At 61.9% G+C, this 13,181-nt stretch carries 12 protein-coding genes; 3 read left to right on the plus strand and 9 right to left on the minus strand.

Annotated features, from left to right (window positions below; translation table 11 throughout):
* Nucleotides 1-24: 24 nt before the first annotated feature.
* From FHX14_RS18710 to FHX14_RS18750, 9 genes are read right to left on the minus strand one after another with little or no spacing between them, the layout of a single operon-like run.
* Nucleotides 25-768: an ABC transporter ATP-binding protein gene (locus FHX14_RS18710; RefSeq protein WP_097628020.1), complete on the minus strand. Its 744-nt coding sequence runs from the start codon at nt 766-768 to the stop codon at nt 25-27.
* Nucleotides 765-1,622, minus strand: coding sequence for an ABC transporter ATP-binding protein (locus FHX14_RS18715; RefSeq protein WP_097628019.1), 858 nt, complete (start codon nt 1,620-1,622; stop codon nt 765-767). Before FHX14_RS18715 ends, FHX14_RS18710 begins: the two co-directional genes overlap by 4 nt.
* On the minus strand, nt 1,619-2,551 hold the full coding sequence (locus FHX14_RS18720; RefSeq protein WP_097628018.1) for an ABC transporter permease: 933 nt from the start codon (nt 2,549-2,551) through the stop codon (nt 1,619-1,621). The genes FHX14_RS18715 and FHX14_RS18720 overlap by 4 nt, the downstream gene beginning before the upstream one ends.
* A gap of 4 nt (nt 2,552-2,555) precedes the next feature.
* On the minus strand, nt 2,556-3,650 hold the full coding sequence (locus tag FHX14_RS18725; protein WP_183854085.1) for an ABC transporter permease: 1,095 nt from the start codon (nt 3,648-3,650) through the stop codon (nt 2,556-2,558).
* Between the two features lie 5 nt (nt 3,651-3,655).
* Nucleotides 3,656-5,242 carry an ABC transporter substrate-binding protein gene (locus FHX14_RS18730; protein ID WP_097628016.1) on the minus strand — a complete coding sequence of 529 codons (1,587 nt, stop codon included), beginning with the start codon at nt 5,240-5,242 and terminating at the stop codon, nt 3,656-3,658.
* 44 nt (nt 5,243-5,286) lie between these two features.
* A complete protein-coding gene (locus FHX14_RS18735; RefSeq protein ID WP_184378070.1) occupies nt 5,287-6,240 on the minus strand; it encodes a dihydrodipicolinate synthase family protein in 954 nt (317 codons plus the stop codon).
* 19 nt (nt 6,241-6,259) lie between these two features.
* Complete coding sequence (locus FHX14_RS18740) at nt 6,260-7,147, minus strand: SMP-30/gluconolactonase/LRE family protein (RefSeq protein WP_184378071.1); 888 nt, start codon at nt 7,145-7,147, stop codon at nt 6,260-6,262.
* Nucleotides 7,144-7,974: an NAD(P)-dependent oxidoreductase gene (locus FHX14_RS18745; protein WP_184378072.1), complete on the minus strand. Its 831-nt coding sequence runs from the start codon at nt 7,972-7,974 to the stop codon at nt 7,144-7,146. Before FHX14_RS18745 ends, FHX14_RS18740 begins: the two co-directional genes overlap by 4 nt.
* A 21-nt stretch (nt 7,975-7,995) precedes the next feature.
* On the minus strand, nt 7,996-8,709 hold the full coding sequence (locus FHX14_RS18750; RefSeq protein ID WP_097628012.1) for a FadR/GntR family transcriptional regulator: 714 nt from the start codon (nt 8,707-8,709) through the stop codon (nt 7,996-7,998).
* 293 nt (nt 8,710-9,002) lie between these two features.
* On the opposite strand from FHX14_RS18750, the gene FHX14_RS18755 reads away from it, so the two are divergent.
* From FHX14_RS18755 to FHX14_RS18765, 3 genes are all read left to right on the plus strand, one after another.
* The gene (locus tag FHX14_RS18755; RefSeq protein ID WP_184378073.1) at nt 9,003-10,940 is read left to right on the plus strand and encodes an ABC transporter substrate-binding protein; all 1,938 of its coding nucleotides are present in this window, start codon (nt 9,003-9,005) and stop codon (nt 10,938-10,940) included.
* A 122-nt stretch (nt 10,941-11,062) separates the two neighbouring features.
* Nucleotides 11,063-12,049, plus strand: a complete 987-nt coding sequence (locus tag FHX14_RS18760) for an ABC transporter permease (protein WP_184378166.1) — start codon at nt 11,063-11,065, stop codon at nt 12,047-12,049.
* An 8-nt stretch (nt 12,050-12,057) separates the two neighbouring features.
* Complete coding sequence (locus FHX14_RS18765) at nt 12,058-13,179, plus strand: ABC transporter permease (RefSeq protein WP_097628010.1); 1,122 nt, start codon at nt 12,058-12,060, stop codon at nt 13,177-13,179.
* The last annotated feature ends 2 nt before the right edge of the window (nt 13,180-13,181 follow it).

Raw genomic sequence — 13,181 nt, forward strand, 5'->3', positions numbered from 1 at the left:
GCGGCAGGGCGTACCGATCGACGGCTACACCCTCCCGTACATCCGGCTCGCCCGCAGCAAGCGTTGCGAATAGGGATGTTCGACGGCGCCTCGGCGCAGGGCCTCGATATCGACCTGTTCGACGATCTCGCCGGCTTCCATGATGGCGACGCGGCTGCACATATGGGAGACGACGGCGAGGTCGTGGCTGACAAGGAGGTAGGTGAGGCCGCGCTCGGCGCGCAGATCCTGCAGCAGATTGAGGATCTCGGCCTGGACAGAGACATCGAGCGCCGATGTCGGTTCGTCGAGAAGCAGGACGTCAGGGTTCAGCATCAGGGCGCGGGCGATCGCCACACGCTGGCGCTGCCCGCCGGAAAGCTGATGCGGAAATCGGTAGCTCAGCGCCGGATCGAGGCCGACCGATCTGAGTACCGCGTTGACGTCGACGGAATTCGTCTCCAGCCCCTGGTTGCGCAGCGGTTCTTTCAGTTGCGAGCGGATGGTCTTGCGGGGATGGAGCGATCCGTAGGGGTCCTGAAACACCATCTGCACCCGGCGATAGAACGGCCGGCTGCGCTGCCGGTCCAGCGTCTCGCCCTGGAGTTCGATGTTGCCATCATAATTGGCGTTGAGGCCGGAGAGGGCCCGGAGAACCGTGGACTTGCCGCAGCCGGACTCGCCGACCAGGCCGAACGCCGTCCCCCTCTCGACCGTGAGGTTCACATCTCTGACAACGGGCCGCTGGCCGTGTCCGAAACGGATAGTAAGGTTGTCGATCCGGATCATGGCCGCACCTCCATTGCGAGGTCGTCAAGCCAGGTCGGGTCGCGTTTCAGGATGGGCAGCCGGGCAGGAGGATTCTCGATCGTCGGCAAGGATGCCAGCAGCCCCTGCGTATAAGGGTGTTTCGCCTTGTCGAGATCGCGCGCCTCCAGCACCTCCACGACACGGCCGGCATACATGATGAGGACGCGGTCGCAGAAATTGCGGATCAGATTGAGGTCATGGCTGATGAAGATCAGGCCGAGATTGCGGCGTGAGACGAGTTCGTCGAGCAGCGCCAGGATTTCGAGCCTGACCGTGACGTCGAGCGCCGAGGTCGGCTCGTCGGCGATCAGCACTTCGGGTTCGGCGATCAGCATCATGGCGATCATCACGCGCTGGCCCATCCCGCCCGATATTTCGTGCGGATAAAGACGGGCGACGCGCTCGGGATCGCGGATTTGGACGGCTTCGAGCATGTCGAGCGCCTGTTGATAGGTCTGCTTCGCGCCCGCCTTCGGATGATGGAAACGGTAGGTCTCGGCGATCTGTTCGCCGATGCGCATGACCGGATTGAGCGAATATTTCGGGTCCTGCAGGATCAGCCCGATCCGCCGCCCCCGGATCGTCATCATCTTTCGTTCGTCGGCCTTGAGGAGGTCGACGTCGCGAAAGGCCATCCGCTCGGCGCGGACGATCGCGGTCGGCGGCAGCAGCTTCATGATCGCCCGGCCGACGGTGGATTTGCCCGATCCGGATTCGCCGACGATGCCGAGTTTTTCCTGCCCGAGCGCAAAGCTCACGCCGCGCACCGCGCGCATGTGGCCGCCGCCATAGGCGATTTCGAGGTTTTGAATGTCGATGAGCGGCTCTGTCATTCCGAACCTCTCGGGTCGAGCACGTCGCGCAGCGCATCGCCGACGAGATTGAAGGCGAGGCTGACGAGTGCGATGGCGATGCCGGGCGCGGCGATCACCCAAGGGCTATCGAGCATGAACTCACGACCGCTGGCGGCCATCGAGCCCCATTCCGGCCAGGGCGGTTGCGCGCCGAGGCCGAGGAAGCCAAGACCGGCGGCAGTGATGATGATGCCGGCCATATTGAGGGTGACGCGGACGATCACCGAGGGAATGCACATCGGCAGGATGTGGCGGGTGATGATCGCAAGCGATGTCGCGCCCTGCAGGCGCACGGCGGCGATATAATCCGCTTTGCGCAGGCTGAGCGTTTCGGCGCGCGCCAGCCGCGCGATCGGCGGCCAGGCCGTCAGCGAAATGGCGATGATCGCATTGGTGATCCCGGGGCCGAGGGCGGCGGCAAAACCGAGCGCCAGCACCAGTCCGGGGAAGGAGAGGAAGATATCGGTGATGCGCATCAGGATCTCATCGACAATGCCGCCGAAATAGCCGGAGACCGTGCCGATCAGCAGGCCGAGCGGTGCGACGATGATCGTCACCAGCATGATGATGTAAAGCGTGGTGCGGGCGCCGTAGATCACCCGCGCAAAGACGTCGCGGCCGAAATTGTCGGTGCCGAGAAGATGGGCGGCCGAGGGCGGCGCGAGTCGCCCGGCCATATCCTGCACGATCGGATCGTAGCTGGTGAGCAAGGGGGCGGCCGTCGCCACGACGATCAGCAGCACGATGATGAAGAGGCCGGCCAGCCCAAGCGGGTGCAGGCTGAATTTCAGCCAGCCCTGATGGATTTGCTGCGCCGACGACTGGAACCAGCCCTGAGGCTCATCTGCCCGCAACCAACTGCGAAAGCCGAGGGTGTGGGCGTCTGCGTCTTCTGAGGAGATCGTCATGGCGTCACCGTGTTCTCGGATCAAGGATGCGGTAGAGCACATCCGACAGGATGTTGATCGTCAGGAAGACGGCGCCGATCGTCAGAACCGAACCCATGACGACGTTCATATCGTTCATCTGTAGCCCGCGGGTGAGATACTGGCCGAGCCCCGGCCAGCCGAAAACCGTCTCGATCAGCACCGCGCCTTCGAGCAGCCCGCCGAAGGTCAGTGCCAGGATCGTCAGCAGCTGCACGCGGATGTTCCGGAAGGCGTGCCGCCAGACGACCTTGCGGGTGCCGAGCCCCTTGGCCCGGGCGGTGATGATGTATTCCTGGCTCAACTGCTCCAGCATGAAGCTTCGCGACATGCGGCTGATATAGGCGACGGAGTAATAACCGAGGATCGCCGCCGGCAAGATGATGTGGCCAAGCGCGTTGTAAAACACGTCCCATTGCTGCTGTATCGCCGCGTCTATCAGCAGAAAGCCCGTCATGGGGGTGACGAGGCCCTCATAGAAGACGTCGATGCGGCCCGATGCGCCGACCAGCTTGAGCTTGGCGTAGAAAAGGAAGAGCGCCATCAGCCCGGTCCAGAAGATCGGGATGGAGTGGCCGGCAAGCGCAACGATCCGGGCGATGTGATCGATGATGGTTCCGCGCCTGACGGCAGCCGTGACGCCCAAGGGAATGCCGATAATGGCGCCGATGATCATGGCGATGATCGCAAGCTCGATGGTGGCGGGAAAGATCGTCATCAGATCGGTGAGGATCGGCTGGCCCGTGGTCGCCGACGTGCCGAGATTGCCTGTGGCGATCTTTCCGACATAGGAGAGGAACTGCATCCAGATCGGCTGTCCGAGCCCCAGCTCGTTATAAACCCGATCATAGACCTCCTTGCTGACCTCCGGCCCGGTGATAGCAAGCACCGGGTCGGCAGGCAGCAGGCGCCCCATCGAAAAGGTCAGGAAAAGCAGACCGAGCAGCGTGGTCACAACAGCCACCACGCGTCCCGCCAGGCGCCGCAGCAAGCTCATCAACGGGTGCGGGGCCGCATCGGCGAACCCGCCCGCTTGAGAGCGACGGCCTTCCTGCTTCGATGTCAGATCGGCGCTCGCCACGCGCTCTACTCCTTGGTCACGTCATGCCAGCGCGTCGACCACGTCGTGTGCCCGTGATAATTCTTGACGTTGGCGCGCATGACGTAAGGGTCGGTTCGCTGGAAGAAGATGACGAGCGGAGCGGCCATGCCGGCATAGATGCCGTCCATCTTCTTGAACATATCCGTGCGCTTGGCCGTATCGCGCTCTTTCATCGACTGATCGATGAGGGTGTTGAGATCGTCCACCTTCATACCTGTGCGCCAGAGATAATAGCTGCCGAGGCGCGCTTCGTCGCTATTGTCAGGGTTGAAGGCATATTGTGTGGCGACGGCGAAGGGATCCGGCAGGCGGGCGCCGGAATTGCCGAGCAGCACTTCGAACTTGCGTTCGCGGAAGGCGGGCGTGAACTCGCCGGGCACCAGATCGAGATCGAGGCCGGCAGCCCGCGCGCTCGCCTGCAGCGCTTCGGCGAAGGGCAAGGTCGCTGCCCCCGACGGATTGAGCACTTTCTTCAAGCCGTTCGGATATCCGGCCTCCGCCAGCAGCTGCTTGGCTTTAGCGGGATCGTAATCATAGCGGGCGGCAGCCTCATCGGGCGCGCCGATCATGCCGCGCGGGATCATCGACTGCCAGGGAAAGCCCGTATAGCGCATGATGTTGCCGGAGATCGCCTTCCAGTCGAAGGCGTGCTGGAAGGCCTCGCGAACCTTCGGCTTCTGCAGATCCGGGTCTTTCTGATTGAGGGCGATATAATAGAAGCCAAGACCCGGGACATTGTCGATGACCATATCCTTGTTGGTGGACAGCGCATCGAGATCGCCGCTTGCCACATACTGGCCGACATCGACGTCGCCGGCTTCGAGCTGCAGCCTGAGGTTGCCGGATTCCGGGATGTGGCGGGCGACGACGCGGGCCATGGCGGGCTTGCCGCCCCAGTATTTCGGCTGCGCATTGAAGATCGCCACGTCGTTCGGCCGCCATTGCGCCAGGCTGAACGGACCGCTGCCGGCGGAATTGGCCGAAAGCCAGGCGCCGCCGAAATCGCCATTCGCCTCATGCGACAGCACCGTCTTCTTGTCGACGATGCCGATCGACGAGCCGGCCAGCGAATAGAGCACCAGATCGGTATTCACCGACTGCGGCAGTTCGATCTCGAGCGTATGCTCGTCCTTTGCCCGAACGAGTTTTTCGACGTTATCGGGCTTGAAGCCCCAGAGCGCCACGTCAGTCGAGCCGACCTGGCCCATCTTGATGACGCGCTGGATCGACCAGGCCGCATCCTCGGCGGTCACCTTGTTGCCGCTCTGGAAGACGGCGTCGTCGCGCAGGGTGAGCGTGATGATCTTGCCGTCGTCTGAGACGCTCCATTGCGTCGCAAGCATCGGCTTCAGCGTCTTGAGATCGTCCGGCGACAGCTGCACCAGATTGTCGTAGAGGTTCGAGATCAGCTCGGAAACGGTGCGGGCATTGTTCTGGGCCGGATCGAGCGTGCGGATGCCGGTGAGATTGGTGCCTATGACCAGCATATTGGGCGGCGAGGCAGCCCAGGCAGGCTGCGTCGTTATCAGGGCGCCGGTAATTGCGATCGTTGTCAGTAGCTGTTTCAGCATCTCTAGACCTCCCAATCCTGTTGTTTGCAGAAATAATGTCGAACTCAGCCGGCCGCCTTGGCAGGCTGCTGCCGGTCCGGATCAGTTTGAATGCTGCCCTCGGCCTCCCAGCCTCGTAGCAGCCGATGAAGTTCCTCGCGATCATGCTGGTCGAGCAGCGGCAACCCCGGCACGCGCACGGGGCCGACATTGAGGCCGGAATAGGTGACCGCCTCTTTCACGACGGTCACATTGGCGCCGTTGCGGAATTTGGTTCGCATCCGCTCGAACGGCTCGAGCTTGTTGACGATCGCCCGTGCCGCGGCAAAGTCGCCTTTTTCGAGCGCGGCGTGGACGGCAAGCGAAAGCTGCGGCGCAACGTTGACGAGGCCCGACGTGAAGCCGCGCGCGCCGGCGGCGGTGAATGTCGGCGCCCAGCTCTCCGCCAGGCCGCAGACGAACAGGGCACCATCGGGATCGGCCGCCGGAATCGCACGCGACAAGAGCATCAGATCGGTCGTGGCAAACTTGATGCCGGCGATATTGCCGTGGTTGGCGAGGCGGACGATATCGTCGACACCAAAACCCTCGGCCCTGACATAGGCGACGAGCGGCAGAGTGGACGCATCGGCAAGATTGCAGAAATAGCCAATCTGGGCCGAAGGTGCTGCGAAAGGATCGACGGGCTGATGCGACATGACGGCGGTTGCGCCGATCGCCGACGCATCCCTCGCCATGCCGATCGCCTCGCGCAGCGACCGGCCGATCGCCGCCGTCACCGGCGCGCGGCCGTCGACGCCTGACACCGCGGCTTCGTGGACGATCCGGATTTCCTGCGGCGTCAGCGCGTAGAATTCCCCGGTATTGCCGGCAGCGACGATGTTGTGAATGCCCGCGGCCGCCACCCGCGCATAGACCTTGGCCGTAATCCGCGTTTGGACTTCGCCTTTGCTGTCATAGGCCGTGACGGGAACACCCGAAACGCCCGTGAGCGCCTTGCGCATGATCGCGATGCTCATTTTTCTTCCCCGTTCGCTTTCAAGATAATTGGTTGCCGAAGCGGAAGGGCGGCAGCCCTTCTGCATCCACGTCGAAGGCGATGACCGTGCCCGCCTCGAAACGTCCGGTGCGGTCCGTCGACAGGCTGGTGACGAAGAGGGTGCTGAGATCAGGTCCCCCGAAACACGGCATGGTCGGTGCCGGGACCGGCAGAATGTAGATCTCGACGATTTCACCTTCGCTCGATATGCGGTTGAGGCGGCCGGCGGAGACGCCGGCGCTCCAGTAAAACCCGTCGCGATCAGTCGTCGCCCCGTCCGGCCGCCCCTCATCTTCTGTGAAGCTGCGAAGGCGACGTCCTTCACCGAGACTGCTCGTCTCGGCATCGAAGTCGAATGCTTGCAGGAAACATTGCCGGCTGTCGGAGTGATACATCCGCCGGCCGTCCGGCGACCAGGCGAGGCCATTGGAGCTCGTCAGTCTCGTTGCAACCGTCCGCGTGCTGCCATCGGCGCCGACGCGGTAAAGAGCGGCCTCTTCGATCTGCGGCTTGGCTTCGCTGATCGAGCCGACCCAGAAATGCCCGTCCGGACCGACCTTTCCATCATTGAGTCGGCCGATCATCTCGCGCCCGACCGGGTCGCATAGAAATTCGATATCGCGGGAGGCCGGATCGAAGAGATGGACGCCCGTCTGGAGGCCGACGACAATCCTATGATCGCGGCAAAGCCCGAGGCTGCCGACCGCCGCTGGCATGTCGAAGCGGTCGATCTTTCCCGAAGCCGAGAGCCGGACAACCGCCGGCGCCAGGATATCGACGAGCCAGAGCGTGCCGGTCTCATCGTCCCATACCGGCGATTCACCGACCGTCAGCGGTTGCTGGATCACGTGTCGGATTTGTGGGCGGATGATCCGAGGCGCCGTCATTCGGCCGCCTCCAGGCTCTTGGCCAAACCTTCTGCATCGCGCATACGGATGGTGCCGTCGTGATTGATCTCGCAGAACCCGCCACCCTGGAACGCCAATGCGACCGGTCCTTCGGATCCCTGTTCGATGCGGGCGTGATCGCGCGGCCGGTCCTCTGGCCGGTAGCCGAGCCTCGTCGCCAGATCATTGTCCCACCATTTCTCGTCGGTATCGGAAACGCCGTAGACGACCGTCGCGGCGATCGACGGGTGGGACAGCCCGATCCGCACCAACTGCGCCAGATCCCGCGCGCTGATCCAGATCGCAATCGATCGTTCGCTGTTGGGATAGGTCCCGGCATTGCCGATGCGGATCGAAAGGGAGCGAATGCCCGACGTGTCGTAATAAAGCCCCGCCACCAGTTCGCCCCAGCATTTGGAAAGTCCATAGGGGCTGTCGGGACGCATCGGATCGAGCGGCGATATGATTTCGCCACGCGGATAGAAGCCGGTCGCATGGTTGCTGGAGGCGTAGACGACCCGCTCGACCTTGTTGATCCGCGCCGCTTCGTAGAGATTGTAGGTTCCAAGCACATTAGCGTGCAGAATGGCGTTCATGTCGGTGCCGCTTGCGATACCGGCGAGATGAACGACGCCGTCGATATCCTTCAGCGCAGCCGTTGCCTCATCGAGCTTTGTAAGGTCTGCCCCGACGAAGGTCTCGTTTTCGCCAAGCCCGGCAGGCTCCTGCAGATCGATCAGGCTGACGTGGCCGAAATGTGCGCGGAGGAGCGGGCGCAGCAGCGTTCCGACACGCCCAGTAGCCCCCGTCAAAGCGATCCGTTTCATCGTTCTTCCTCCCATTCTCGCTCAAACGCCCTGGAACATGCGGGCACGAGCATTCAGTATGTGCTTCTTCATCGCATCGTGCGCTTCGGTTTCCCGGCGTGCGAAGATCGCCTCCACGATCACCGCGTGCTCGTCCTGGACGCTGCGGATTTGCTCCAGCGTGCGTTTCAGGCTCAGGCTTCGCGTAACGGAATGCCCGATGGCGAAATGCGGCCTGAACCATTCGCGCACGGTGATATGGAACTGGTTGCCGGTCGCCATGGCGATGGCATCATGAAGAACCTGATCCTCCTCGGCGCCGAGTTCTCCGTTGCGCAGGCATTGCTCGATCGAAAGAAGCGCTGCCGTTATCCTCTCCTTGTCGGCCGGCTGCCAGTTTCGCGCGGCAAGCTCCGCCGCCTCGGCTTCGAGGCCTGCGCGGAATTCGAAAAACCGCTGGACATCGGCGAGCGATCCGACCGGCACCATTTTCAGCATCGACGAATCCGGTCTTTGCCGGACATAGGAGCCGGAGCCCTTGCGGGAAACGACCAGGCCATCAGCTCTCAAGCGCTCGAGTGCCTCGCGCACGACGGGCCTCGAAGCGCCGAAATCGGCGGCGAGCTTCGTCTCCGACGGCAACCGTTCGTTCACCGGAAAATTGCCGTCGGCGATCATCCCCACGATCTTCTCGTAGATGATGTCGCTGAAGCGCGTCGCGCCTCGGTTCGGAACGGCGTCGGCCGCGAATGTCATTATCGTCCTTTTCTCTGAACGTCAGGCAGTTGTCCGCCAACGACATTTCAATGCGCTTCACAGATTCTGACAGATTGGCGTCTTTTGTGCGCTCCAGCCTGGATTTTAAGGCGTGTAATTCAAGCTTTCATGCTGCATCGCTACAAAATATGTAATTATCTGTCAACTCTTGTAATCATTTGGGAACGTGTCTATGGTTCGGTCCGGGCGCCGAGGAGGGCGCAGCGGCAGGTCGGGAGCCCGCCGCATCAGCCGGCTCAAAAGTTGCGCCGGCATAGAAAGGGAGGAACTCGATGCCTAATGAAATTCTGTCGCGCGGCGTTACCCGCCGCGCCGTGCTTGGCGGCATGGCCGGTGCAGCGGCGCTATCCATCGCGGGCCGCGCTTTCGCCGCAGGCGGCGAAGCGCCCGCCCTTGCACAACTTGTGAAAGATGGAAAACTGCCGCCGCTCGCCGAGCGCCTGCCGAAGAAGCCGATGGTCGTCAAGCCGTTCGAAAAAGTCGGCACCTATGGCGGCTCTCTGCGCCGCGGCCTTCGCGGTTCATCCGACCATAACGGCATTCTGCGCATGGTCGGCAACCAGAGCCTCGTACGCTGGAACCTCGAATTTACCGCTGTGGAGCCGAACCTTGCCGAGCGCTGGGAAGTCAGCGATGACGCGACGCAATTCACCTTCCATCTGATCGAGGGTGTGCGCTGGTCGGACGGTCATCCCTTCACCGCCGATGACGTCGTTTTCGCGATCGAAGACTGCGTCAAAAACACCGAGCTCTACAGTGCAACACCGGCGCAGCTTGCTGTCGCCGGCAAGCCGGTTACCGTCGAGAAGATCGACGATCATACGGTGAAGTTCACCTTTGCTGCTGCCAACGCGCTTTACCTGGAAAACCTCGCCACGCCGCTCGGGCAGCATCCGACGCTCTTTCCGAAGCACTACTGCAGCCAGTTCCTGCCGAAATATAATCCCAACATCGAAGCCGATGCGAAGAAGGCCGGTGTCACCAGTTGGACGGAGCTGTTCCGCAGCCGTTGCGGCGACATCGAGATCCCGACACGATGGGGCAATGTCGACAAGCCGACGCTCGATCCATGGGTGGTCAAGGAACCCTATGTCGGTGGCGCCACGCGTGTCGTCATGACCCGGAATCCTTATTTCTGGCAGGTCGATACCGAGGGCAATCAGCTTCCCTATATCGATGAGATCAACTTCGGCATCTCGCAGGACGTCGAATCGCTGATGCTGAACGTCATCTCGGGCAAGATCGACATCCAGGAGCGCCATATCAGCGTGCTTGCCAACAAGCCGACGCTGTCCCAGAACATGCAGAAGGGCGACTATCGTCTGCTGACGCTCGTGCCTTCGGCCTCGCAGCAGTGCCAGATCTACTTCAACATCACCCACAAAGATCCTGCCATGCGCAAGATGTTTGCGGATAAGTCGTTCCGGCAGGCGTTGTCGATCGGCATCAATCGTCCGGAGCTCATCGATATCGTCTATTTCGGCCAGAGCGAGCCTTACCAGGCCGGACCGCGTCCGACCCATCCCTGGTATAACGAGAAATATGCGCGTCAATTCACCGAATATGACGCGGACAAGGCAGGCGCGATGCTCGATCAGGCCGGCTACAAGAAAGGTGGCGACGGTTTCCGCCTCCGGCCGGACGGCCAGAAGGTGTTCTTCTCTATCGACGTTATTCCGACGCTCTATCCCGACCTCGTCGACGCGCTCGAACTGGTCAAGACGCATTGGGCCCAGATCGGTATCGACATGAAGGTCAACACCATCGAACGGGCGCTTTATTACACCCGCGGCGACGACAACGCCCATGATGCGCAGGTGTGGCCGGGCCCAGGCGGTCTCGATCCGATGCTCGATCCGCGCGATTTCTTCGCCTTCCATCCGCAGGGCTCGCGTTACGCCATTCCGTGGACGCTGTGGTACACCTCCAACGGTGCACGCGGCGAAGAACCGCCGGAAAGCCAGAAGAAGCGCATGAAGCTCTTCGACGAGGCGCGCTCGACGGCCGATCTCGACAAGCGTGGTGCGGTCATGAAGCAGATCTTCGATATCGCCGCGGAGGAATTCGAGACCGTCGGGCTCTGCCTTGCCGTCGGCGGCTTCGGCATCATTCGCAACAACCTGCGCAATGTTCCCGAAAAAGAGCCGGACAGCTGGTCCTGGCCCAATCCGGGGCCTGCGCTGCCGCAGCAGTTCACCTTCACGAGCTGATTTGGATCTCCGGCGCCGTGCCTGACGGTACGGCGCTTTCTTTCGGTTCGCCCTCCGAGATGCCTTGCCGGCCTTGACAGCCGGCAAGGCACGGAAGGTGGCGTTCAATGCAAGAGGCGCCCATGCTGGTCTTCATCGCCAAACGCTTGCTATGGATGATTCCATCGCTTTTCGCCGTCAGCTTCCTGGCTTTCGTGCTGATCCAGCTGCCGCCCGGCGACTATGTCACCACCTATATCGCGACGCTGGCAGCCTCCAACGAGATCGTCGATCAGAATACCGCGGCGCAATTGCGCGAGCGTTTCGGCCTCGACGATCCGATGCTCATCCAATATTTCAAATGGATATGGGGCATCCTCTCGCGCGGCGATTTCGGCATCTCCTTCGAATGGCAGCAGCCGGTCTCTGATCTGATCTGGGAGCGCATGGCGCTGACGCTTGTTCTGGCTCTGTCGACATTGATCGCCACCTGGGCGATCGCGCTGCCGATCGGCGTCTATTCCGCCGTGCGCAAATATTCGATCGGGGATTATTTCTTCACCGCCTTCACCTTCTTCGGCCTGGCCGTTCCGTCCTTCTTGCTGGCGCTGGTGCTGATGTATATCGCGGCGGTCGAATTCGGACAGGATGTCGGCGGGCTGTTTTCGCCGGAATACGAGAACGCGTCCTGGAGCTTCGCCAAGATGGCCGACCTCTTCTCGCATCTCTGGCTTCCCGTCATCATTCTTGCCGTCTCGTCGACAGCAAGCCTCATCCGCGTCATGCGCGCGAACATGCTCGATGAACTGCCGAAGCCTTACGTGACCACCGCACGGGCAAAAGGTCTGTCGGAATTCCGGCTGCTAATGAAATACCCCATGATGATCGCGCTCAATCCGTTCATCTCGACCATTGCCTGGCTGCTGCCCAACCTCATCTCCGGCTCGGTCGTCGTCGCCATCGTGCTCAACCTGCCGACGGCCGCACCTTTGCTGCTGCAGGCGCTGATGGCTCAGGACATGTATCTGGCGGGTGCCTTCGTTCTGCTGATCTGCGCTCTGACGCTGATAGGCTCTCTGATCAGCGATATCCTGCTTGCGCTGGTCGATCCCCGCATTCGGTTGGAATAGGAGCCGATATGGCCGACATTGCCGTTACAAATATTCAGCCGGATCGCGCCGCCGTCGCATCGCAATGGCAGCTGATCTGGTGGGCTTTCCGCCGGCACCGGCTGGCCATGGTGGCGCTCGTCGTCACCGTGATGATGTATATCGTTGCGCTGGTTCCCGGCTTCTTCGCCATCAACGATCCGAACCTGCAGAATGCGCGGGCGACCTTTCACCCGCCGCAGAAACTGCATCTGATCGATACCGAGAACGGGTTTTCCTTCGGCCCGCATTATTATCCGATGAAGCTCACCCGCGATCCGGAAACGCTGGCCGCCATCTTCAAGGAAGACACGACGAAGCGTGTCGACGTCCAGTTCTTCGGGCGCGGCTATGAATATTCCGTGTTCGGCCTGTTCAACACAAACATCCATCTGATCGCCTCGCCCGACAAGACCACGCCGCTGCTTCTCTTCGGCGCCGACCGGCTAGGGCGCGACGTCTTCAGCCGAACGGTGCAAGGTTCGCAGGTTTCCCTATCGATCGGTCTCGTCGGCGTCTTCCTGTCGTTGATGCTCGGCATCGTGATCGGCGGCATCTCAGGATATTACGGTGGCCGCATCGATTTCTTCATGCAGCGGCTGATCGATTTCGTGCTGTCGTTGCCGACGATCCCGATCTGGCTGGCGATGGCCGCGGCGCTGCCGCAGGATTGGCCGGCGACGCTGCAATATATGATGATCACGATCATCCTGTCGCTGACCGGCTGGGCGCAGCTCGCCCGTGTCGTTCGGGGCCGCTTCCTGTCGCTGCGCACCGAGGAATTCGTCGCTGCCGCCAGGCTCGACGGCGTTCGCGAAGGACGCATCATCTTCCGCCATATGCTGCCGAGCTTTGCCAGCCATATCATCGCGTCGATCACGCTTGCGGTGCCGGCGATGATCCTTGCCGAAACCTCGCTTTCCTTCCTGGGGCTCGGGCTGCAGCCGCCGACCATCTCCTGGGGCGTGCTGCTGCGCGAGGCCCAGAACATTCGCTCGATCGCCACCGCACCCTGGCTCTTCATGCCGGGCTGCGCCGTTGTCGTTGCCGTGATGGCGCTCAACCTTCTCGGCGACGGCCTGCGCGATGCGGCCGATCCCTACAACAAATGAGG

Origin of the sequence: Rhizobium sp. BK619 (assembly GCF_014195245.1) — a bacterium.
GTDB classification, from domain to species: Bacteria; Pseudomonadota; Alphaproteobacteria; order Rhizobiales; family Rhizobiaceae; genus Rhizobium; species Rhizobium acidisoli.